Source organism: Lunatimonas salinarum, assembly GCF_017811155.1.
GTDB classification, from domain to species: Bacteria; Bacteroidota; Bacteroidia; order Cytophagales; family Cyclobacteriaceae; genus Lunatimonas; species Lunatimonas salinarum.
Map to the genome: position 1 here is coordinate 61,270 of NZ_JACVCV010000019.1, position 21,843 is coordinate 83,112.

Sequence of the window (21,843 nt, forward strand, 5' to 3'; positions counted from 1 at the left end):
TAAGCGAATGATTAAGATGGTTTGATACTAGCTAGCGTCTATACCATATGCATGTTTCCAAAATTAAAAATGCACTCAAGGACCTTGAAAGGATAGCTGAATTTTCCCTTGAGCCTGGAGCTTTGGTCCACTTGTCTGAATCACTGAAAAAAATTGAAAGAGATATTTCGTCTGAAAACATCAAGATGGATCTCCTTTTTCTTGGTCAGGAAGAAGATTTGGAAATAATACTTCCTCCGGAATTCCATAGCCCTTGGCAAGAAAAGCAACTAATGGAATTGTCAGAAGGGCCATTTTCTATCCGTATTTTTGGTCCTTCCAAATTTCCGATGGTTAAGGTTGATGAGCTACAGCCTGTCATCAAAGTAATTTATCTGAATGATCCTGACATTGAAAAGGAAGAATTAACCTATTTCGTAGATAGGTTTTCAAAAAATACCGCTTTTCTATATTTCGTATTGGGTACCAAAATTGGAAAAATAAACCCTCAGGAATTCAGTTTGGAAAAAATCTGGAAGATCCAACGCCTATCACCGGAAGAATTCAAGAATATATCCTCCTTTACCAAAACCCTTCCAGAGCCTTATAAGAAAGTTTCGGCATTTATCAGTGGCGTTTTTGGTCTGAAAAAATTATCTGAATTCCTGGAAATACAAATGCAGAATGAGCAGAAAGATCTAGATGCCAAAAAAATAGCTGTAAGTAAGGAATTGGAAACCAATAAGAAATCTGCCAATTCCAAATCAGGCCAGGAGGTGTTCCAACAGATTAAGAATAACCTCAGCAAAAGTGCCTCAGAATTTGAAAAGGGAATCGGGGAGCGTTTCGGGAAAATTACCAAAATTCAAGATAGATCTTTATTTTATACGGTAGAACAGGAAATAGCCTTGCTTAAAGAACTGGAAGAAGTAGAAGTGGATGGAGAAATTATGCTTAGACTACCAAAATCAGTCAATCAACTTTTCGGATGGATGGAACAACAGCTAAAAGACCACCTGAGCAATGATGTCATTTCTATGAATGATTTCTTGTCAGCTTCTATTGAAGAGGTCAAAGAACTTTTGGAAAAAACCGGTGTACAAGCTGCAAATATCCAGACTGAGTATTATGACAAAAGTAAAATCCAGCCCCTCTTGGACCATAGTATCCGTATGGAAAAGGATTTTGAAGCAAAAGGAGTGAGCAAAAACTTTAATAGCCTGTTCAGCGCCATCAGGCAACCTGTCTTCATGGTCATGTCGATTTTAATGATTGCAGGCTTTGCCGGTTTTAACCAGCAGGTACAGTTCATTAAAGCTAATTTTCCCATTTTGATTATTGCTTTGCTGGGTTTTGGCATTTACCAGGCCTTTCGCAATATTTCCACTGAAAAAAGAAGGAAAATGACGGAGGAGACAAAAAAAGCCAAGCAGCACCTGTCTACAGAAGTGAAAAGAATCCTGTCTACAGTGGAAAGAGAATGGAAGCAACCTTACAATGATTTCCTGAAGAAACAAATCCGCGATATTATCGACAATTGCGAAACCGAACTTAAAAATTACAGTCAAAGAACCTCCCAGGAGATCAATGATAAAAACCTGCTCACCCAAAGAAAAATGCTCAATATCAATAATCAGGAAAAACAATTTCAGAATGGTCTGAGGGAAAAGCAGAATTTTGATAATAAGCTCAATAACCTCATGGCAGAAACAAAACTTGAATTCATCAAATTGACGCAGTAAGAAATGTTGGTTGGAATTGACTTAGGTACTACTTATTCCCTGATATCCAGGGTAGGGAAAAACGGAATACCGGTTTTGATCCCGGACAACCATAAAAACAGTGTTTTCACCACTCCTTCCATCATCCATATTGATGGGGATACCGCGTATTTGGGAGAGTTTTTGGAGACGAAATTAGAAAGGAATCCAGGGCTTGACCTGATCAAGTTTTTCAAACGACATTTTGGTGACAAAAAACCCTTATACATTGATAAAGATGACACCCCTTGGTATCCGGAAAGTTTGGCTGCACTATTACTGAAAAAACTCAAAATAGATGCAGAAGCCTATACAGCCGAAAAAATAGAAGGGGCAGTGATTACGGTACCGGCACATTTCAATGACAGCCAACGAAAAGCCGTTCTGAATGCTGCAGCTCTGATTGATTTGCCCGTACTGAATTTATTGGAAGAGCCCATCGCAGCCGCTATTCATTACGGCCTGACCAACAAAAAATATAATAAAACCATCATGGTCTATGATTTGGGTGGAGGCACTTTTGACGTCACCATCATGACCATGGATGAAAAAGGCATCTATGTTATCGCCAAAGATGGGCATACCGAAATCGGAGGAAAGGAATTTGATGAAAAAATAGGCGAAATCATTCTCCAGCAATTCAAGGAAGCTTATGGCATGGAGCCGGTGTTGGATGCCAGAAACTCGCTTCATCTCAGGAGGTTTTCCGAAATGCTGAAGGTAGAGCTTTGTATGCCGGGGACTCAGTTTGTCGATCAGGTATGTGTAATAGGCAATCAGTCTTTGGAAGTTCATGTGTCCAGAAAAGAATTTGAGCAAGGCATTGAACCGTACCTGTTAACCTGTGAAGAAATCCTCAGCCGTTGTCTGAAGAGTGCGAGTTTGGATTTTGAGGACGTGGACACCTTATTGCTGGTAGGCGGTTCATCCATGGTCCCTTATATCAAAAAGCGCCTTCAGAAAATTTTCACCAAAGAAAGCCAGGAGATCCTGACCCACGAACCCATGCGCGCTGTTGCCTACGGGGCAGCACTTCATGCCATTCAGCTATCCGGACAGAAAATGGATTTTGAGCTACCACCGGAACTTAAAGGTGTCACAGGCTACAACTTAGGGGTAAGGGCTATTAATCCCAAAACAGGGAGAATCGTCATCGATAACCTGGTCAAGAAAAACATGCCGCTTCCGTTTAACAACAGCAAGACCTATTATACTTCTAATCCTGAACAAAAAAAAATGAAGCTCGAAATTATCCAGTACCTGGATAAGGGAGAAAAAGAAGCAAGTCTTGGTTCATTGGTGATCGGTCCCCTACCCTCCTTTGAGGCAAATTATCCCATTGAAGTGAAAATAGAAAGCAGAACAGATGGCACCGTGTGGTTTTCTGCCTTTGATCCCAAAACAGGAATAGAAATCGAAAAACTTTTTGGGGATGAGGTAGAGGGAATTTCCAAGCTACCACGGCAAAAAGCCATCGTTCAGTCAACTTACATCAACATGATCATGTAAAGCCATGGATAAAAAAGAAGCTTTTGCCCTACTTCAAGTCCCTGAACATGCCTCCTCGAAGGAAATTAAACAAGCATTTGAGCGCTTGTACGAAGCAAACAAACAGCTTTTGGAACATGCACCCCTTGAAAGCCAAAAACAGCTTTACAGAAAAAGAATGAGCCAATATTGGCAGGCCTACGCCTCCTTGGTGGATATAGGAAAGCAAGAGAATATTTCCAAGTTTTCAGGAGAAGAAATGTCAAAAAAATCAACTCCCGAAATGAAAATGACTGGTAAACCAGGCAAATTCTTTCAATCAGAACCTAAACCCGACAAAAAGAAAGATCTGAATGAACTCCCTTGGAAACCTATCGCTGTAGCGGCATTGATAGGATTGGGGATTTTTATTGCATGGAAAATTATTTTTGCCATCCCTGCACCTGTCAAGGAATTGATGGCTCAGATGGAATATATCTCAGGCGGTACTTTTGAGATGGGCTGTACCCAGGAACAAAGGGGAAAATGTGCCGACAATGAACTCCCCGGCCATGCGGTAACACTATCAAGCTTTCAGATAGGAAAATTTGAAGTGACCAGAGCGCAGTGGTATGCAGTGATGAAATATTATCCCAAAGCCGGTAGTCCCTGTAATCAGCCAAATTGTCCTATTGTCCAAGTAAGCTGGGAGGAGGTTCAGCTTTTTTTGCAAAAACTCAATAAGATGACCGGTCAGAGTTTTAGGTTGCCAACAGAAGCGGAATGGGAGTATGCTGCAAGAGGTGGAAATGCATCCCGAAATGCTGTATTTGCAGGATCCAATCAATTCAATCAGATAGCGAGATTGGCCAATGCGCCTTATCCTGTAGGAAGCCTAGCCGCAAATGAAAAGCAGCTTTTCAATATGAGTGGTAATGTCTGGGAATGGTGCCAGGATGGTTTTGATGCCAACTATTACAAAAACAGCCCAAAAGCCAACCCTCAGGGCCAGTCTACCGCCAGCTGTAAAGTAATCAGAGGGGGCAGTTTTAAATCCAAAGAAAACAGCATGCGGGTTTCCAGCAGAAACTGTTTGGACAAAAACCAACATTCAGAAGAAGTAGGATTCAGATTGGCCATTACATTCAGCAGATAATCCATGGGGAACAAAGACCAAAAAAGATTCCAGGATAAGCAAATGAGGCTATCCGATTTTTATCAGGAAGTATGGGTAGTATGTCCCAAATGCTCCCAGATGGCCATCGCTACGGTGGACTTCGAAAAAAAATCAGCCAGACTGGTTTGCAGGCATTGTGGCCATAGCCAACAAAAAAGTACCATGATGGATCAAAAGGGAAGTTTGCAGGTAGCAGCAAATATTTACTTTAATGCCAGCCCATGGCTGGCAGCTGATTTTAAAGGCCAGCATCTTTTTGCCTGCAATGCTGCCCATCTGGAATATCTGGAAAAATACATTGCTGCTGAACTAAGGGAAAACAAAGACAGGCAGTTTTTTACCATGCTCGAAAAACTTCCCAAATGGATGCAATCCGCCAAAAACCGAGAGGCTCTGCTCAAACAGATAGCCCTTTTGAAAAAGAAGATTCCGATTATATGAATCATTTGAGATATCAACTACAGAAAATTTAAATTATTATGACCCGCGAACAAGCATTTGAACTACTTGAACTGGAACCTGAGGCAAATTCACAGGAAATACGACAGGCATATAAAAATATCTATAATGAACTTCAGATCAGACTTACTAATGCACCTACAGAGCAACAGAAAAATCTGTACAGCAATAGAATAAAAAAAATCGACGATGCATACCTTTTACTTCTTGGCAATGTAGAGGAAGATTATGAATATCTTCCGAATATCGGTCCGGTAGAGGAAGAGAAACAGGAGATCAAAAATAAAAAAATGGATGAGGAAAATGCATTGTCCATTTTGGGAATTTCTCCTGATTATTCCGAAAAAGAACTATATGATGCTTATGGAGAAAAGCAGCAACAGTTTGAAACTGCCATTCAAAATGCACCTTTTGAAAAGGCACGAATACTATTAAAAGAAGGCATGGAAGAATTGGATGAAGCTTTCGAATTATTATTAAAAAACGTAATCAAGAAGGGTTTAAAGTCCAATACTAAGACAGAAAAAAAACACCAGACAATAGAAAAAACAGTACCTACCCCTTCCAAGGCTTCAACAAGCCAAACTTTTCATCCGAAAGAAAAGAAAAAAAGCAAATCCCCATTGATTATCGGGGTTTTGACCGCGATAATTTTGCTTTTGGTTGCTTTCAAATATGGATATGATGAATATCAGAAAACAAAATATGAAAAAGAACTTTCGGGGATGGTGACAGAAGCGGAATCCTTGATGAATGAAGAAGATTATAAAGCTGCTTATTTGAAATATCTGGAAATAGGAGCATTCTGTAAGGAGGATTGTGATAAGTACATACTTGCAGCCGAAGAAGCAGGCAAGAAAAGTATGGCTGTCCATGAGGCTTTGCTTAATGAAGCAGAAACATTGCTTCAAAATTATGAATTTGACAAAGCCAAAGAAAAATTGATAGCAGCGAATAACTGGCATACTAGCGAGTGGGAACTGGAAGAAAGCCTTCAAATTGTAGAAGAAGCTAGAAAAGAACATGAGTCCCTCCAAGAAGAAGAGAGACTGAGAAGGCAACAGCAATTGTTGGAAGAACAGGCGGAAAGGGAAAGGCGTGAACGGCAATTAGCCAGTGCCAATGAAATGGAAGCCTCTGGTGACGTTTATTTCAGAAATGCAGAATACCAAAAAGCCTATGACTTTTTCCAAAAGTCACTGGATTTTTATTATTCAGACCGGGTCTGGAGAAAGAGAAATGAGGCAGAGAAAAAGATGCCCATCAATATTCTTTTGACATTTTCACAAGTAGACAGTAGAATGGGGAATTTTAAAGATAATTCAAAAGAGTTTAGAACTGAAAATGGTGTATTAAAGGGTTTTTCTTTTGATGAGGCATTCTCCTACAATAAATATTTTAACATCCCCAGAATTACAGATGCCTCCTACATAGAAATAAGCCTTGACATCAGGCATGTTTCAGGTGCGGACAATCACCCATTTGGGTTGAATTTTCTTAGTAAAGAAAGTAATCCTGGTAACAGGTTTGGTATCAGTGTTTCAAACAATGCTTCTACTCATATAGGTACTTTTGATGGAAAGTGGAATACAATATGGGAATCCAATTCGAACATCAAAAAAGGAAGTGGAGTATGGAATACCCTAAAAATCATTTATCAGTCTGGAAGGGTTACTTATTTTGTAAACGGGGTACAAGTCAAACAAGAACAGGTTAAAATCTTGGGCAATACCATTGGAATTTATCAGAGTGGCAATATTAAAGAGGCCTGGTACGACAACCTCTCCATCAAAGCGACCTTTTAAAATTTGGTTTTATCATTTTCCGGGATCTCCCGCTATTCGGGATTTATAATCCCGAATAGTGATACCAAGGATTTTAAATCCTAAACCAGAACACCATGAACGAACAAAAAGCCTTAGAACTCCTAGACCTTGAACTAGGCGCTTCTGCCTCCGAGATCCGAAGGGCCTATCAGGAAATCTATAACGAACTGCAGATACGCCTGACCAATGCCCCTACCGAGCACCAAAAGGAACTATACCGCAAGCGCCTTGCCGCCGTGGAAGAGGCCTACCTCTTTCTCGGCGGGGAAAGCGAAGAAGACCTCAGCGAACTGCCCAGCATGGGGCCGGTTGAAAATACTTCGGAAGATAAAGCCCAAGTTTCCAAGCCCCAGCAACTTAGTGAGTCGGCTGCTTTGGAGATACTCGGACTTAGCAAGCCATTTTCAAGAGGGAAATTAATAGATGCCTACAAAGGGAAGAAAGAGGATTTTGAGAAGGGGTTAAAAAGTGCTCCCAATAAAGCCATCAAAGATAGTTTTCAGCAGCTAATCCATGAGCTAGAGGAAGCCTTTCGCCTATTGGAACCCTTAGCCGAAAGCCCTGCCCCGGTCCCTCCCAAACCCGAAGCAACAAAGCCTCAGCCTGAAAAGAAAAAAACATCCCCTTTGCTTTGGGCGATTCCTGCCGTTTTGCTTTTGGCAGCAGGTATCTGGTTCTTTTTGCCAAAAGGAGAAAAACAAGATGAAATCTCTCAGGAGCTAAGAGATGAATTTATCAAGACCAAAAGCCAGGCAGACCTCTTGGCCGAACAGCAAGACTGGGATCAGGCTTTGGAGAAATACCGGGAGGCGTATGGATTGTTGGCTGATACCGAGGTGAGCGATAGTATCCGGAGCATAGGGCGGCGCTTGGAAGCTCTGACATTGGACGCCAAGGCCAAAGAACAAACGGAAGCCGAAGCCAAAGAATGGGCTGCTGCACAGAGAGCCAATAACACAGCTGGGTACCTGGATTTTATTAAGAAGTACCCTTCGGGCACCTATACTTCCCAAGCTGAGCAGAAGATCAGGGATTTGGAGGCACAATTGAGAAACCAAAGCCGGGCAAGCTCCCCTCCGAATCGCGTTACACAGCCAAATAAAACAACAGATACTCCTATAAATAATCCAACTGCAAGTACCTCTAGCGATACGCGCACTGTTCGAGGCATGAAATTAATCAAGATACCCGGCACTAATTATTATATAGGAGAAACGGAGGTAACAAGAGGGCAGTTTGAGGCATTTGTGAATGCCACGGGTTACCAAACCACGGCTGAAAAAGAGGGTCAGAGTGGGGTAGTGACAGAGGGTCGGTGGGAAGATAGAACAGGAGTATCCTGGCGTAACAATGCCAGCGGAACAGGAGCACAACCTAATTCTCATCCTGTAATTCATGTAAGCTGGCTTGATGCAATGGCGTATTGCAACTGGGCGGAGGTACGCTTGCCTACGGAGCAAGAATGGGAATACGCAGCCAAAGGAGGTGAGAACTACGAGTATGCTGGCAGCAATGACAGCAATGAGGTAGCATGGCATAATGGCAACAGCGGTAATACCACCCATGCAGTAAAAGGCAAAAAAGCGAACGGTTATGGATTATATGACATGAGTGGTAATGTATTTGAATGGACATCCACAACCACAACATCTGGTTCTAATATTTTTGCGCGTGGTGGTAGCTTTAACTTCAATGCCAAAAATTGCCGGGTGGCTATTCGCTCCGACTTCTCGCCTAACTTCCGATCCAGTACTATCGGTTTTCGGGTAGTCCTTGACCAGTGAAATTCGTATAATAATCCTTCACTTCGGAATCTGAATTCCCAACGAGCGATACCAAGGATTTTAAATCCTAAACCAGAACACTATGAACGAACAAAAAGCCTTAGAACTCCTAGACCTTGAACCCGGTGCCACTGCGTCCGAGATCCGCAGGGCCTATCAGGAAATCTATAACGAACTGCAGATCCGTCTGACCAATGCTCCTACCGAGCACCAAAAGGAACTCTACCGCAAGCGACTTGCCGCCATAGAGGAAGCCTATCTCTTTCTGGGCGGGGAGAGCGAAGAAGACCTCAGCGAACTGCCCAGTATGGGGCCAGTAGAAACTGCTTCTGAAGAGAAAGCCCAAGCTTCCAATCCCAAGCCCTTGTCTGAGGCAGCTGCTTTGGAGCTACTGGGACTAAGCAAGCCATTTTCCAGAGGGAAATTAGTAGATGCCTACAAAAGCAAGAAAGAGGATTTTGAAAGGGGATTAAACAATGCTCCGAATGATGTCCTGAAACAAGCGTTCCAACATTCTCTTGAGCAACTTGAGCAGTCATTTTCTATTCTGGAACCCTTAGCCGAAAGTCCGGCTCCAGTCCCTCCCAGGCCCGAAGCACCAAAGCCTCAGCCTGAAAAGAAAAAAACATCCCCTTTACTTTGGGCGATTCCTGCCGTTTTGCTTTTGGCAGCAGGTCTCTGGCTCTTCCTGCCACAAGGAGAAAAAACAGATGAAATTTCTCAGGTGCTAACAGATGAATTTATCAAAGTCAAAAGTCAGGCAGACCTCTTAGTTGAAAAGCAAGATTGGTCTCATGCATTAGAGAAATATAAGGAGGCTTATGCTTTGATGGCAGATACCGAAGTCAGTGACAGCATAGCGAGCATAGGGCAGCGCTTGGAAGCTATAGCATTAGATGCCAAGGCCCATGAACAGGCGGAATCCGAGGCCAAAGATTGGGCAGCTGCACAAAAGGCCAATAGTACAGCAGGGTACCTGGATTTTATTAAGAAATACCCTTCAGGCACCTATACCGCGCAGGCCGAGCAGAAAATCAAGGATTTGGAGGCAGAACTCCAACGAAAAAGCAGCTCAGTAACAGAAAAGTATGTTAAAGGAATGAAGCTTATAAAGATCCCCGGTAAAAATTTTTATATGGGAGAAACGGAGGTAACAAGAGGGCAGTTTGAGGCATTTGTGAATGCCACGGGTTACCAAACTACTGCGGAAAAAGAAGGTTTTTCAACGGTTTTTGATGGTGGTTCTTGGAAACACGGACATGGCGTTACATGGCGCAACAATGTAGGAGGTAGTAGCATTCAACCTAGTTCACATCCGGTGATACATGTAAGCTGGCACGATGCTGTTGCTTACTGTAATTGGGCGGGTGTTCGTTTGCCTACGGCGCAGGAGTGGGAGTATGCGGCCAAAGGAGGACAGAACTATGTGTTTGCTGGTAGCAGCAACCTCAGTGAAGTAGGTTGGTGGAGAGAAAACAGTGACAACACTACTCATTCAGTTAGAGGTAAAAAGCCTAATGGCTATGGATTATATGATATGACAGGTAATGTATCGGAATGGACATGTTCATTACGAGGTTCTTATGAACATATTAGGCGCGGTGGCAACTGGGACGAAGCTGCCTTGTTCTGCAGAGTGAGTGATTATACCAGCAACCCTCCCGACTACCGCAGCCACTTCCTTGGTTTTCGGGTAGTCCTTTCCCAGTAGCTGGTTTTTCATCTCTCCTTGCCCGCCCCGTTAAATACGGAGCAAATTTAATGGGCCGAAAAACTTTTGCAAATCCCAAATTAAAAAGACCATGAATGAACAAAAAGCCTTAGAACTCCTGGATCTTGAACCCGGTGCCTCTGCCTCGGAGATCCGCAGGGCCTATCAGGAAATCTATAACGAACTGCAGATACGCCTGACCAATGCCCCTACCGAGCACCAAAAGGAACTCTACCGCAAGCGCCTTGCCGCCGTGGAAGATGCCTATATCTTTTTCGGAGGGGAAAGCGAAGAAGACCTCAGCGAACTGCCCAGCATGGGACCGGTGGAGCATCTTCCCGAAGGAAAAGTCCAAGCTTCCAAGCCACAGCGCGTCAGTGAATCAGCAGCTTTGGAGATACTCGGACTTAGCAAGCCTTTTTCAAAAGGGAGACTATTAGATGCTTATAAAGGTAAAAAAGAGGATTTTGAAAAGGGACTAAAAGTAGCTCCTAATAATCAAATAAAGACTGCCTTTCAAAAATCTTTGGATGATCTCGAAAATGCTTTTAGCTTATTGGAAACTTTGGTTTCCTCACCTCCACCCAAAGTAGAAACTGTCAAACAATCTTCTCCAAATAAAAAGGCATCTCCTCTTATTTGGTCCATCCCTGTGCTTATTATCATTATTGCTGGAATTTGGTTCTTCACGCCAAAAGGAGAAGAACAAGATGAAATCTCTCAGGAGCTAAGAGATGAATTTATCAAGGCCAAAAGTCAGGCTGATATTTTAGCCGAAAAGAAATACTGGGATCAGGCCTTGGAGAAATATAAGGAGGCATATGGATTGTTGGCAGATACCGAGGTGATCGATAGTATCCGGATTATAGGGCAGCGCTTGGAAACTATCGTATTGGATGCCAAGGCCAAAGAACAAGCAGCAACTGAGTCCAAAGACTGGGCTGCCGCACAAAGAGCCAATAGTACAGCTGGGTACCTGGATTTTATTAAGAAACATCCATCGGGCGCTTATACTTCACAGGCCGAAGAAAAGGTTAATATGCTCGAAAAACATATAAATAGCAATTCAAATAAAAACCACATATCTTCTACCGCCCAAAAAACAAATACTCAAGAGCCCATAGCAGAAATTAAAAAGAAAACAAGGGCTCAAATAATTGAAGAAATAGAGCGGAATATGGTATTTGTTCAGGGAGGAACATTTACAATGGGGTGTACTTCTGAGGAGCAAGCGTGTAAAGACGATGCAAAACCATCACACCAAGTTACCGTGAATGACTTCAGAATTGGAAAATTTGAAATAACCCAGGAACAATGGGAAGCGATTATGGGTACGACAGCTCGGCAACAACATGAAAAAAGCGGTTATGAATTTCCATTTGACTTCCCTGAAGGGCCTAGATTCCCTATGTATTACGTAAAATGGAGCCAGGCACAAGAATTTATTCATAAACTAAATCAGATAACAGGCAAAAATTATCGTTTACCCACCGAAGCGGAATGGGAATATGCAGCCCGTGGCGGTAATCAAAGCAAAAATTTTAAATTTAGTGGGAGCAACAAATTAAATGAAGTTGGATGGTTTGCAGGCAACTCAAGCAAAGCCCAAGAAGTTGGTAGCAAAAAACCAAATGAAATAGGCATTTACGATATGTCTGGAAATGTCCGTGAATGGTGCCGGGATGATATGAGAGATTATACTTCAAGTCCTGTCCATAATCCGGAAGGGCCGGACAGGACAGGAAGGGTACTTCGAGGTGGAGATATAGTTGTCGATGAAGATATATGTAGCGTTTTTTTTAGAGTCAGAAGCACTCCTGAGTTTTATTATTGGTATGTTGGATTCCGACTGGCACTATGATTTTATAAACGAAATCTGAAAAATTTGGCAGGGCACTTAGCTATACGAAAATTGTGACTATCGGCCTCTGAGACAGCAACTGGCTCGAACGAATTCGAACGTGAATCACTGTAAAGATGTTATATTTGTGTTCTTAGGTATTCATAAAACTCACCTGATTAAGCGTACCTAACCAAAATCAAGGTAACATCAACGTCTACAAAAAAATCCGAACAGCGTGAGGCCGTTCGGATTTTTTTGTATAGAATAAACAGTGGCAGCGGTTACCCCACCAGATTGCCCTCATCGTCCCATTGGGCAATGGTGCCACGGGTGGCGATGTCCAAATACACATCCTTGTATTTGGGATCGTTCTGCAGGCCGTGCTTGGCAAGAACTTCCTCTGGTACACCATCCCACGCATTGGGGCGGTTACCTACGTAGCCCAAATCCTTGAAACCTAGCTCACTGGTAAAGAAACCGGTGGCCGTCAGGTTTCTGAGCGTATTGAAAAATCGGACACCGCTCTGCATTTCAGGCTTGGCCTTGTCGGGATAGGCGATTTCGTCAATTATCTGCAGGCGTTGCTCTTGGGATATTTCCAAGAACTTTTTCCCAAATAGCTCATCGGCCTTGTGGTCCAACCAAAGCAGCCCACCACGCATGGGTGTTTGATAATCCGGAATGTCCTTCATCATAAATTCAATGAAATCTGGAACGCCCGCATCGGTGGCACTGCCGGAAACATCGTCCGCCGGAATGATGATATCCACCAATACCTCTAATTTTTTTCGCTCTTCGTCGGTAAAGAAGGTCGTGGATTGCAGCAAATCATTGTGCTTGATCTCTTCGGGAGTTCTTCCGTAACTACCGAAATCACCTATGGTGGGCTGGTGTGCCAACTCATTGGTTTCGGATCCACAACCGGAAAGAATAAGCCCGGTGCCGAACGAACCGGCCAGTAACAGCTTTAAATTCTCGCGTCTATTCATGGGGTTTATATGTTTTTCTTTTTCAACTGATCGATAATGTATTCCGAAGTCCGCATGGACAAGGCCAAGATGGTCCAAGTTGGATTCTTGTCGGCCTGCGACACGAATGGACCGCCATCCACCACGAATAGGTTCTTGCAATCATGGGCTTGGCAGTTGCTGTTCAGCACGGAGGTTTTCGGATCGGATCCCATACGGGTGGTACCCACCTCGTGGATGATCCTTCCAGGCTTGTGGAGTCCATATTGACTCTCAGGGCCTGGCTTATTGCCGAGGATGATTGCCCCCATGCTTGTTAAGATCTCCTCAAAGGTGTCGTGCATGTGCTTGGCCTGCTTTAGTTCTTGGTCTGTCCACTTGTAATGGAACTTCAGTACCGGTATCCCATACTTGTCAACTACATTGTTGTCGATCTCGCAATAATTGGAATACTGCGGGATGCTCTCTCCCCTGCCGGACATACCCACTGTACTGCCGTAGAACGTACGGATATCCTTTTTCAGCCCCTCACCATAGCCTCCCGCCGGGCTCGGGTTTCCGAATTCATCCTTGATGTATTTACGCATGGTATCCATTCCGCCACCAAATCCATACGAAGGCATTCCCATGCCTCCCCAATATTCAATGTGGTATCCCCTGGCAAAATCCAGCCCCTTCTCATTCAACCACCAAGGAGTGTAAATATGCATACCGCCCACACCATCCTCATTGTACCGATCCCGATTCATAAGCTCAGGCATGATGCCCATGCGGTCGGCACCGGTAGAATCGTGCAGGTACCGACCCACATAGCCGGTCCCGTTTCCAATTCCGTTTGGATGGGTCTTGGATTTGGAATTTAGCATAATACGCGCAGACTCACACGCAGACGCGCCAAGCACAACTACCCGAGATCGAAGCTTGTATTCCTTCATGTCTATCTTGCTGACATAGGATACACCTGTGGCCTCGCCTTTATCATCGGTGGTCACCTTCCGCACCATGGCATGGGTATACAGATCCACCTTACCCTTTCTCATGGCCGGCTTTACCAAGCAGGTACCGGCCGAAAAATCTCCGTAAACCTGACAAGCCCTGTTACACTGACTACAGAAAAAACAAACCCCTCGGTCATTGTTTACCGGACGGGTTAATATGGATAGACGGGAAGGAATAATGGGGATATTTGCCTTCTTGGCGCCCCGTTGTATGTACAGTTCATGCAATCGGGGCTTTGGAGGAGGGAGAAAATAACCGTCCGGTTCGTTGTGAATGCCCTCTTTCGAACCAAATACACCGATCAATTTATCCACCCGGTCATAATAGGGCTTTAAGTCGTCGTAGCCGATAGGCCAATTGTCACCCATCCCATCCAGATCCTTCCGTTTAAAATCCAACGGACCAAACCGAAGCGATATCCTGCCCCAGTGGTTGGTACGACCACCAAGCATACGCGATCTAAACCAATCGAATTCGCTGTCCTTTCCCCGGGTGTAGGGCTCGCCATCTATTTCCCATCCCCCAATTGCCGCATCAAAGTCGCCAAAAGGGCGGACGGTCCCCGCCCCCCTGCGGGGAGATTCCCATGGAAAACGTAATTGGGTACGGTGCTCGTCCAATGCTGGATCAAAATCAGCTCCGGCCTCCACCACAGCCACGGCTAGACCAGCCTCGGCCAATATTTTGGAAGCCATACCACCTCCCGCGCCGGATCCTACAATGATTGCATCGTATTCCTCGCCAGAAGCCATTATCTGTATACTCATTCTTCTTTTAGTTTTTTTAAATTCTGGAAAAATTAATACAAAATTTCGATATAAAAAAAACCATTGTCATCAACGGTTATACTTCGTAGATGAAAAAAAGACTATCTAGATCCAACGTTTTACCGCATTGCCTTCACAGCCATTGATCTACGTATCACTACAGAACGCGCCTGACATATTCCCAGACGGTCTCCGCTACAATCACATGGCCCTCAGCCGTCGGATGGATACCGTCTGGCAGGTTGAGCTCGGGATCCCCCGCTACCCCCTCCAACAGAAAAGGGATCAGTGCGACTTGGTCCTCCTCCGCAACCTCCTCATACATCCCGCTGAATGCCGACGTATATTCCTGTCCCATATTGGGTGGAATCTGCATGCCTGCCAATAGAATATAGGTTTCGGGATAGCTTTCCTTCACCTTCTGGATAATTTTCTTCAGGTTGCTACGGGTTTCCTCCACCGGGATACCCCTGAGGCCGTCATTTCCGCCCAACTCCAAAACAAACACCGCCGGCGCTTCTTCCAAAAACCAATCCAGGCGGTTCAGGCCTGAAGCGGTGGTTTCTCCACTGAGGCCTCCATTTACTACGCGGTAGGCCAATCCCTCACGGTCTATTTTCTCCTGTATCAATGCGGGAAATGCCTCGTCTTCCTCCAGCCCATAGCCTGCGGTGAGGCTATTTCCAAAAAACAAGATCAAAGGGCGATCCTCCTCCACGATAATCTCTTCAACTCTCCCGGTATCATTCCTGCTTTCTTCCTGACTTTTCGGCGAAGTGCACCCAACCATGCCGGACATCAGCACTCCTACTGTAAAACCCAACCATAAATTTACCACAACTCTCATATACCTTGTTTCCTTTGTTATTGTAAATTTGAACATAATTAAAGGAATCTACCAATTTAAACAAACTAAATGGTGATCCTAACGTGTTAGAACACAAACAATCTTATTGAATAGAGAGACATGAGCATACTTTCCGTAACCAACCTGACAAAAACCTACCAAAGCGGTAGCCGAAAGCTGACTGTTTTGGATAATGTCAATTTTGAGGTCAACGCCGGTGCAACCATGGCGATCGTAGGACCTTCGGGAAGCGGAAAGACTACGCTACTTGGATTATGTGCCGGACTGGACACCGCCAGTGGAGGGTCTGTAAAACTTGTTGGCAAAGCCTTGGAAAATCTCTCCGAGGATGAGCGGGCGAAAGTCCGAAATGAATCGGTTGGCTTTATTTTCCAAAATTTCCAGCTGCTGCCCACACTTACTGCGCTGGAAAACGTGATGGTGCCCATGGAGTTGAAAAAACGGAAAGATGCCAGGCACCAAGCAGAAGTACTGTTAAACCAAGTGGGCCTCGGCGATCGCTTAACCCACTATCCATCCCAACTCTCCGGAGGGGAGCAACAGCGGGTTTCCATCGCCCGAGCATTTGCCAATGAACCTAAAATTCTCTTTGCCGATGAACCCACTGGAAACCTGGACACAGAAACGGGAGATATGATCGAAAACCTCATCTTCCAATTAAACAAAGAGAAGGGGACCACCCTCATACTCGTGACGCACGATCCCCAATTAGCGGAACGCACCCAACAGATCATTTCTATCAAAGGCGGCAAAATCCAGGAGGTTTCCTATGGCTGATTTGAAATGGACTTTCCTGATGGCCATGCGGGATTTCCGAAAAAACGGATCCAAGCTGGCACTTTTCATTTCTTCCATATTGGTTGGGATAGCGGCCCTGGTAGCCATTAGCTCCTTCGGGGACAACCTTACCCAAGACATTGAACGCCAAGCCAAAGAACTGCTCGGAGCTGACTTGGTGCTGAGCAATAATCAGCCATTTGAAGGACCTGAAGCCGATAGTAGCATCTTAAGTCAGGCCATGGAAATTAACTTCGCCTCCATGGTTTCCTTTGTTGGTAAAGGAGAAAGCCGACTCACGCAGATTCGTGCATTAGAAGGGGCATTTCCCTTTTATGGCAGCTTTGATGTGGAGCCTTCCCTTGGAGAAGCGTCCTTTCGCTCTGGAGGGAAAAAGGCCTTGGTAGAAAACCTTCTATTAGCCCAATTTGAGGCCGAGGTAGGTGATTCCATAAAGGTGGGAGCAGTTACCTATGTAATCGCCGGTGCCCTGCACAATGTACCCGGACAGACCGGTATTACAGCCACGGTGGCGCCCGCTGTGTACATTCCGATGGAGACCCTGGAGGAAACCGGCTTGGTGCAATATGGCAGCAGGGTAAACTACGAGTTATACTACGCACTGAACCCTGACACCGATCCACAAGCATTTATTGATGTATATAAAGACCGATGGGAAGAGGACAACATACGATTCGAAACTGTAGAAAGCCGAAAGGAATCCACCGGAAACTCTTTTAAAAACCTTGGAAACTTCCTAAGCTTGGTGGCCTTTATAGCCGTATTGCTTGGCTGTGTGGGCGTGGCCAGTGCCGTGAATGTTTTTGTGAAGGAGAAACTGCCCGCCGTAGCGGTACTTCGGTGCCTGGGTGTATCATCAGGTCAAATATTCGCCATCTACCTCTGTCAAATATTTCTGATGGGTATAATTGGATCCGTTGCCGGAGCCGCATTGGGTACCGGGCTTCAATTTATTTTACCCAGCGTCTTTCAAGACTTTTTGCCGGTTGATGTCACCGTAGAGGTTTCTTGGGCCTCGATTTCGCTCGGAGTAGTTACCGGGATCCTGATATCCATGCTTTTTGCATTGATTCCTTTGCTGAAGATCCGAACGGTATCGCCGATGATGACACTACGGCCCGAGGCAGGAAGCAGGAGCTTTGCCAAGGATCCGACCCGCTGGGCGGTAGTAGGCGCAATAGCGGTCTTTTTGGGTGGATTTAGTTTTTTTCTCCTCAGGGATTGGGAGCAAACACTTTGGTTTACAGGTTTTGTTTTTTTTGCATTTGGCGTACTTTGGCTTTTCGCACTTGCGATTATGAAAGGTATTCGAAGGTGGCTGCCACTTTCACTATCTTATCCTGCGCGGCAGTCGCTGGCCAATTTATATAGGCCGAACAACCAAACCGTTTCACTGATAGCTACCATTGGATTGGGCACCGCGATGATCTCCACCCTCTTTTTTGTGCAATATCAATTATTGGACGAGGTAAAGTTTGCAGACAAAGAAGACCAGCCAAACATGCTCTTCTTCGACATTCAAACGCAACAGGTAGAGGCGGTAAGCCAGCAACTCAGGGAACAAGGCCTACCTATTCTCCAACAGGTACCCATCGTTACCATGGGGCTTACTTCGGTAAACGGTATCACCAAAAAAGACAATGAAGCCCTTCCCGAAGAAGAAAGAAGGTCCAGACGACTGTATAACCGGGAATTTCGAGTTACCTACCGTGACTCGCTGATACGTTCCGAACGGCTGACGGACGGCGAACTCCGCCCTTACAAACAACCCGGAGACAGCATATTTGTCTCCTTGGACAAAGGATATGCCTCCCGAGCCGGACTACAGCTTGGCGATGAAATGGTCTTTAATGTGCAGGGACGCCCGATAAAAACGTATATCGGAAGCATGCGGGAAGTGAACTTCCGACAGGTTTCCACCAACTTCTTGGTGCTCTTCCCCGATAATGTCCTTACCAATGCCCCCAAGTTTCATGTGGTGGTGACCAAGACTGACAGCGATGTGCAGGCAGGGAGGGTGCAAAACCAAATGGTCCAAAACTTCCCCAATGTGTCGGTCATCAACCTAAGCACTATCGTGGAAACCCTGGAAGATATTCTGGGAAAAATTAGCTTTGTGATTCAATTTATGGCGCTATTCAGTATTGTCACTGGCATTCTTGTACTGATAAGCTCACTGATCATCAGCAAATACCAACGAATCAAAGAAACCATTCTCCTCAAAACGATCGGTGCACAAAAGCAACTCTTGGTGCAAATCAACACACTCGAATACCTCTTTCTGGGTAGTCTGGCAGCATTGAGTGGCATACTGCTTTCACTTTTGGCTGCGTTCCTGCTAAGCGTTTACTTATTTGAAATCCCATTTCGCGTAGAATGGATCCTGTTGGCCGCTGTGTATGGTGCCATTACGGCGATTACGGTCCTTTTGGGCTGGTGGAACGGCAAGGATATCTTGAAAACACCGACCATGGAGGTTTTGCGAACGTAATGTAACGTGCCCCTGCGAAAGCTAGTCTGCATCCTATTGGCGTTTTGGACGATCCAAAGGTCTGGGTCTTGCTATAGAAGTGATGGTGTGGGAACCAGCAGAATAGTGGTTTTTGGAAAAAATAACAAAAAACAACCGTTGTTTGAAACCTTTTTGCTATCTTCTATGTATATACATTAAATACATTTACAAGATAATGGCAAGACTGGAGGAATCTATACAGCAGCGAGTGTTCAAAGACCCCTACAATAAGGCTGTAGTCAATATTTTGTTTACGAACAGCTACCTGGAAACGCGGCAAAACAAATTGTTTAGGCCTTTTGACATTTCGCCTGAGCAGTATAACGTCCTACGTATTTTGCGTGGGAAACATCCCGAACCCATTACCGTATCCTCCATACAGGACCGCATGCTGAATAGAATGTCCAACGCCTCCAGGCTAGTGGAAAAACTCAAAAACAAGGGACTGGTACACCGGGAGGAATGTGCCTCGGATAGAAGACAGGTTGACATCACCATCACAGATAAAGGACTGGAGCTGTTGCAGGTCTTGGAAGAAGAAATCAATCAATTCAATAAAAACGTGATTTCGCTTTCGGTAGAGGAAGTAGAGGTCTTAAACGAACTACTTGACAAACTCCGAGTAGAATAACTCATTTGTCATTTTACATGTACACACATTTTTTGTTTAAACATCATTATAGAAAAAATTATCTAAAATTTCAATCAAAATAAACATTCACACATAATTTAAAAATCATGAGCACAAAAAAATGGATTATCGACCCTACCCATTCAGAGGTATCATTTAAAGTAAAGCACCTAGTGATCTCTACTGTAACGGGCTATTTTCGCAAGTTTGAGGGATCTGCAGAAGCTGATAGTGACGACTTTGTCGGTGGAAAAATCGAGTTCAGCGCAGACATAGACAGCATTGACACCAATCAGTCCGACAGGGACGCACACTTGAAGTCAGCGGACTTTTTCGACGCGGCAACCAATCCCAAGCTGGTTTTTTCAAACGGAGTTCTTTCCAAAAACGGCGAAGACTACGTATTGAAAGGTGATCTTAAAATCCGGGAGACTACCCTGCCAGTAGAGTTGGCCGTAGAGTTTGGTGGTGTTGCCGGTGACCCCTATGGAAATACCAAAGCGGGCTTTGAAATCACAGGTAAAGTAAGTAGAAAAGCTTATGGCCTTACTTGGAACGCCGTGACCGAAGCCGGAAGCGTGGTGGTAGGTGACGAAGTGAAAATCATCGCAAGCATCCAATTGGTTAAACAATAAAACGCACAGACCCGGGTCCCTCCTCAGTGGCCCGGGTTTCTTATCTCTTTATCTCTTACCCAAACCCATAAGGTCATGGAAGCGCTTATCACAGGCATACATCATATCACCGCGTTAGCCAGCGATCCTCAAAAAAATGTGGATTTCTATACGGGGATACTTGGATTGCGGTTGGTTAAGAAAACGATCAACTTCGACGCGCCAGATGTCTATCATTTCTACTTTGGAGATGAAACAGGATCGCCAGGAACTATCCTAACCTTTTTTCCCTTCCCCGGTGCCAGAAAAGGCCAGAAAGGTGTAGGAGAGACAACGTATACGGCCTTTTCCGTGCCAAAGGACGCCCTGCCATTTTGGCAAGAACGCCTAACAGGTCTTGGGTTTACCCTTTCCACCGAATTGGAACGGTTTGGGGAAAAGCTGCAGTGCTTTGAAGACCACGATGGGATGGGCATAGAGCTAATAGCGACCGGCAGCGATGACCGAAATGGCTGGACCGGCGGACCGATTCCCGCTGAATTTGCGATAAAGGGATTTCACAGCGCCACGCTCAACCTTCGGGCCCAGCAACTAACAGCCGATCTCCTCACGGAGGCGATGGACTACCGACTCATCGGAGAGGAAAAAAACCGCTTTCGATTCGGGACCAAAGGCAATCCTGGAGATATTATCGACATAGTCATCAACCAACCAGCTTCACGCTCGGTACAAAGTGCAGGCACCGTGCACCACATTGCGTTCCGGACCGAAAACGAGGCTTCACAGCGGGAGATGCAGCAACGGCTTTGGCAATATGGCCAACAGGTTACCGAAATTAAAGACAGAAATTATTTCCAGTCAATCTATTTCCGGGAGCCGGGCGGTATTCTCTTTGAAGTGGCTACAGACGAGCCCGGATTCGCCATCGACGAACCGGTGTCCGAACTGGGCCAAAAACTGAAACTGCCCGAGTGGGCAGAACCTCACCGGCAAAAAATAGAAAAAAGTCTGCCTCCCATCCAAGTTTCACCTTCAAATCCACCTGTAGAATGATGCATCGAGGAACAAGCTTACTAGAGGCCGAAAAAGTAGGCATTCTGGTACATGGCAGGGGATCTACCGCTCAGCAAATCTTGGGGTTGGCAGATTACCTGAACCTGACCGGATTTGCCCTTTTGGCTCCAGAAGCTCCGGGGAACACGTGGTACCCCTACAGTTTTATGGCACCCATAAGCCAGAATCAGCCACACTTAGACCGTGCCTTGAACCAGATAGACCAAGTGGTAGCCTCCTGCATCGCGCAGGGTAAGTCCAAAGAACAGCTCTATTTGATCGGATTCTCGCAAGGCGCCTGCCTCACATTGGAATATACCACGCGGAACGCAGCGTCCTATGGAGGCATCATTGCGTTTACCGGAGGACTTATCGGTGAAAAACTAGATACCACTAGGTACAAGGGAGACTTTGCGCAAACACCCCTATTCATCGGCGCTAGCCATAAAGATATGCATGTGCCGCTTTCCCGTATCGAAGAGACTGAACTGCTTCTTCAGTCCATGAATGCGAAAGTTCACAAGGCTATTTTCCCAGACAATTACCACACGATCCGAGAGGATGAAATCAAGTGGGTAAACCAACATATCCTATCCTAAACCACTATATTTTACCTATCAAAAAGGG

The 21,843-nt window shown here is 45.0% G+C and carries 17 protein-coding genes; 14 read left to right on the forward strand and 3 right to left on the reverse strand.

Going from position 1 to position 21,843, the window contains the following annotated elements; genetic code table 11:
- Window positions 1–47 precede the first annotated feature (47 nt).
- The 8 genes from IAQ59_RS18710 (at window position 48) to IAQ59_RS18745 (ending at window position 12,024) form a co-directional block, all read left to right on the forward strand.
- Window positions 48–1,721, forward strand: coding sequence for a hypothetical protein (locus tag IAQ59_RS18710; RefSeq protein WP_209332374.1), 1,674 nt, complete (start codon window positions 48–50; stop codon window positions 1,719–1,721).
- Between the two features lie 3 nt (window positions 1,722–1,724).
- Window positions 1,725–3,248, forward strand: a complete 1,524-nt coding sequence (locus tag IAQ59_RS18715) for an Hsp70 family protein (RefSeq protein WP_209332375.1) — start codon at window positions 1,725–1,727, stop codon at window positions 3,246–3,248.
- Between the two features lie 4 nt (window positions 3,249–3,252).
- The gene (locus IAQ59_RS18720; protein WP_209332376.1) at window positions 3,253–4,362 is read left to right on the forward strand and encodes an SUMF1/EgtB/PvdO family nonheme iron enzyme; all 1,110 of its coding nucleotides are present in this window, start codon (window positions 3,253–3,255) and stop codon (window positions 4,360–4,362) included.
- Window positions 4,363–4,404: 42 nt separating this feature from the next.
- Window positions 4,405–4,824: a hypothetical protein gene (locus tag IAQ59_RS18725; RefSeq protein ID WP_209332377.1), complete on the forward strand. Its 420-nt coding sequence runs from the start codon at window positions 4,405–4,407 to the stop codon at window positions 4,822–4,824.
- 38 nt (window positions 4,825–4,862) lie between these two features.
- A complete protein-coding gene (locus IAQ59_RS18730) occupies window positions 4,863–6,647 on the forward strand; it encodes a LamG domain-containing protein (RefSeq protein ID WP_209332378.1) in 1,785 nt (594 codons plus the stop codon).
- A 95-nt stretch (window positions 6,648–6,742) separates the two neighbouring features.
- Complete coding sequence (locus IAQ59_RS18735; protein ID WP_209332379.1) at window positions 6,743–8,452, forward strand: formylglycine-generating enzyme family protein; 1,710 nt, start codon at window positions 6,743–6,745, stop codon at window positions 8,450–8,452.
- A gap of 82 nt (window positions 8,453–8,534) precedes the next feature.
- Window positions 8,535–10,163, forward strand: coding sequence for an SUMF1/EgtB/PvdO family nonheme iron enzyme (locus IAQ59_RS18740; RefSeq protein ID WP_209332380.1), 1,629 nt, complete (start codon window positions 8,535–8,537; stop codon window positions 10,161–10,163).
- A 91-nt stretch (window positions 10,164–10,254) separates the two neighbouring features.
- Window positions 10,255–12,024 carry a formylglycine-generating enzyme family protein gene (locus IAQ59_RS18745; RefSeq protein ID WP_209332381.1) on the forward strand — a complete coding sequence of 590 codons (1,770 nt, stop codon included), beginning with the start codon at window positions 10,255–10,257 and terminating at the stop codon, window positions 12,022–12,024.
- A 263-nt stretch (window positions 12,025–12,287) separates the two neighbouring features.
- Here IAQ59_RS18745 and IAQ59_RS18750 read toward each other — a convergent pair whose 3' ends face one another.
- The 3 genes from IAQ59_RS18750 to IAQ59_RS18760 all read right to left on the reverse strand — a co-directional run bounded on the left by IAQ59_RS18750 (window position 12,288) and on the right by IAQ59_RS18760 (window position 15,587).
- On the reverse strand, window positions 12,288–12,995 hold the full coding sequence (locus IAQ59_RS18750; protein ID WP_209332382.1) for a gluconate 2-dehydrogenase subunit 3 family protein: 708 nt from the start codon (window positions 12,993–12,995) through the stop codon (window positions 12,288–12,290).
- A gap of 5 nt (window positions 12,996–13,000) precedes the next feature.
- Window positions 13,001–14,740 carry a GMC oxidoreductase gene (locus IAQ59_RS18755; RefSeq protein WP_209332383.1) on the reverse strand — a complete coding sequence of 580 codons (1,740 nt, stop codon included), beginning with the start codon at window positions 14,738–14,740 and terminating at the stop codon, window positions 13,001–13,003.
- Between the two features lie 157 nt (window positions 14,741–14,897).
- On the reverse strand, window positions 14,898–15,587 hold the full coding sequence (locus tag IAQ59_RS18760) for an arylesterase (RefSeq protein ID WP_209332384.1): 690 nt from the start codon (window positions 15,585–15,587) through the stop codon (window positions 14,898–14,900).
- Between the two features lie 120 nt (window positions 15,588–15,707).
- Here IAQ59_RS18760 and IAQ59_RS18765 point away from each other — a divergent pair, with 120 nt between their 5' ends.
- The 6 genes from IAQ59_RS18765 (at window position 15,708) to IAQ59_RS18790 (ending at window position 21,815) form a co-directional block, all read left to right on the forward strand.
- Window positions 15,708–16,385, forward strand: a complete 678-nt coding sequence (locus tag IAQ59_RS18765; protein WP_209332385.1) for an ABC transporter ATP-binding protein — start codon at window positions 15,708–15,710, stop codon at window positions 16,383–16,385.
- The gene (locus IAQ59_RS18770; RefSeq protein ID WP_209332386.1) at window positions 16,378–18,897 is read left to right on the forward strand and encodes an ABC transporter permease; all 2,520 of its coding nucleotides are present in this window, start codon (window positions 16,378–16,380) and stop codon (window positions 18,895–18,897) included. The genes IAQ59_RS18765 and IAQ59_RS18770 overlap by 8 nt, the downstream gene beginning before the upstream one ends.
- A gap of 196 nt (window positions 18,898–19,093) precedes the next feature.
- Window positions 19,094–19,549, forward strand: a complete 456-nt coding sequence (locus tag IAQ59_RS18775) for a MarR family winged helix-turn-helix transcriptional regulator (protein ID WP_209332387.1) — start codon at window positions 19,094–19,096, stop codon at window positions 19,547–19,549.
- Between the two features lie 107 nt (window positions 19,550–19,656).
- Window positions 19,657–20,184 carry a YceI family protein gene (locus tag IAQ59_RS18780; protein ID WP_209332388.1) on the forward strand — a complete coding sequence of 176 codons (528 nt, stop codon included), beginning with the start codon at window positions 19,657–19,659 and terminating at the stop codon, window positions 20,182–20,184.
- A 75-nt stretch (window positions 20,185–20,259) separates the two neighbouring features.
- Complete coding sequence (locus IAQ59_RS18785; protein WP_209332389.1) at window positions 20,260–21,216, forward strand: ring-cleaving dioxygenase; 957 nt, start codon at window positions 20,260–20,262, stop codon at window positions 21,214–21,216.
- Window positions 21,213–21,815, forward strand: a complete 603-nt coding sequence (locus tag IAQ59_RS18790) for an alpha/beta hydrolase (RefSeq protein WP_209332390.1) — start codon at window positions 21,213–21,215, stop codon at window positions 21,813–21,815. The genes IAQ59_RS18785 and IAQ59_RS18790 overlap by 4 nt, the downstream gene beginning before the upstream one ends.
- Window positions 21,816–21,843 lie beyond the last annotated feature (28 nt).

What these genes read in the sequence shown, in the direction of transcription:
- IAQ59_RS18745 (WP_209332381.1), top strand. Translation starts at nt 10,255, where the DNA reads ATGAATGAACAAAAAGCCTTAGAACTCCTGGATCTTGAACCCGGTGCC.
- IAQ59_RS18725 (WP_209332377.1), top strand. Translation starts at nt 4,405, where the DNA reads ATGAGGCTATCCGATTTTTATCAGGAAGTATGGGTAGTATGTCCCAAA.
- IAQ59_RS18770 (WP_209332386.1), top strand. Translation starts at nt 16,378, where the DNA reads ATGGCTGATTTGAAATGGACTTTCCTGATGGCCATGCGGGATTTCCGA.
- IAQ59_RS18790 (WP_209332390.1), top strand. Translation starts at nt 21,213, where the DNA reads ATGATGCATCGAGGAACAAGCTTACTAGAGGCCGAAAAAGTAGGCATT.
- IAQ59_RS18740 (WP_209332380.1), top strand. Translation starts at nt 8,535, where the DNA reads ATGAACGAACAAAAAGCCTTAGAACTCCTAGACCTTGAACCCGGTGCC.
- IAQ59_RS18750 (WP_209332382.1), bottom strand. Translation starts at nt 12,995, where the DNA reads ATGAATAGACGCGAGAATTTAAAGCTGTTACTGGCCGGTTCGTTCGGC.
- IAQ59_RS18760 (WP_209332384.1), bottom strand. Translation starts at nt 15,587, where the DNA reads ATGAGAGTTGTGGTAAATTTATGGTTGGGTTTTACAGTAGGAGTGCTG.
- IAQ59_RS18730 (WP_209332378.1), top strand. Translation starts at nt 4,863, where the DNA reads ATGACCCGCGAACAAGCATTTGAACTACTTGAACTGGAACCTGAGGCA.
- IAQ59_RS18720 (WP_209332376.1), top strand. Translation starts at nt 3,253, where the DNA reads ATGGATAAAAAAGAAGCTTTTGCCCTACTTCAAGTCCCTGAACATGCC.
- IAQ59_RS18735 (WP_209332379.1), top strand. Translation starts at nt 6,743, where the DNA reads ATGAACGAACAAAAAGCCTTAGAACTCCTAGACCTTGAACTAGGCGCT.
- IAQ59_RS18780 (WP_209332388.1), top strand. Translation starts at nt 19,657, where the DNA reads ATGAGCACAAAAAAATGGATTATCGACCCTACCCATTCAGAGGTATCA.
- IAQ59_RS18785 (WP_209332389.1), top strand. Translation starts at nt 20,260, where the DNA reads ATGGAAGCGCTTATCACAGGCATACATCATATCACCGCGTTAGCCAGC.
- IAQ59_RS18775 (WP_209332387.1), top strand. Translation starts at nt 19,094, where the DNA reads ATGGCAAGACTGGAGGAATCTATACAGCAGCGAGTGTTCAAAGACCCC.
- IAQ59_RS18765 (WP_209332385.1), top strand. Translation starts at nt 15,708, where the DNA reads ATGAGCATACTTTCCGTAACCAACCTGACAAAAACCTACCAAAGCGGT.
- IAQ59_RS18710 (WP_209332374.1), top strand. Translation starts at nt 48, where the DNA reads ATGCATGTTTCCAAAATTAAAAATGCACTCAAGGACCTTGAAAGGATA.
- IAQ59_RS18715 (WP_209332375.1), top strand. Translation starts at nt 1,725, where the DNA reads ATGTTGGTTGGAATTGACTTAGGTACTACTTATTCCCTGATATCCAGG.
- IAQ59_RS18755 (WP_209332383.1), bottom strand. Translation starts at nt 14,740, where the DNA reads ATGAGTATACAGATAATGGCTTCTGGCGAGGAATACGATGCAATCATT.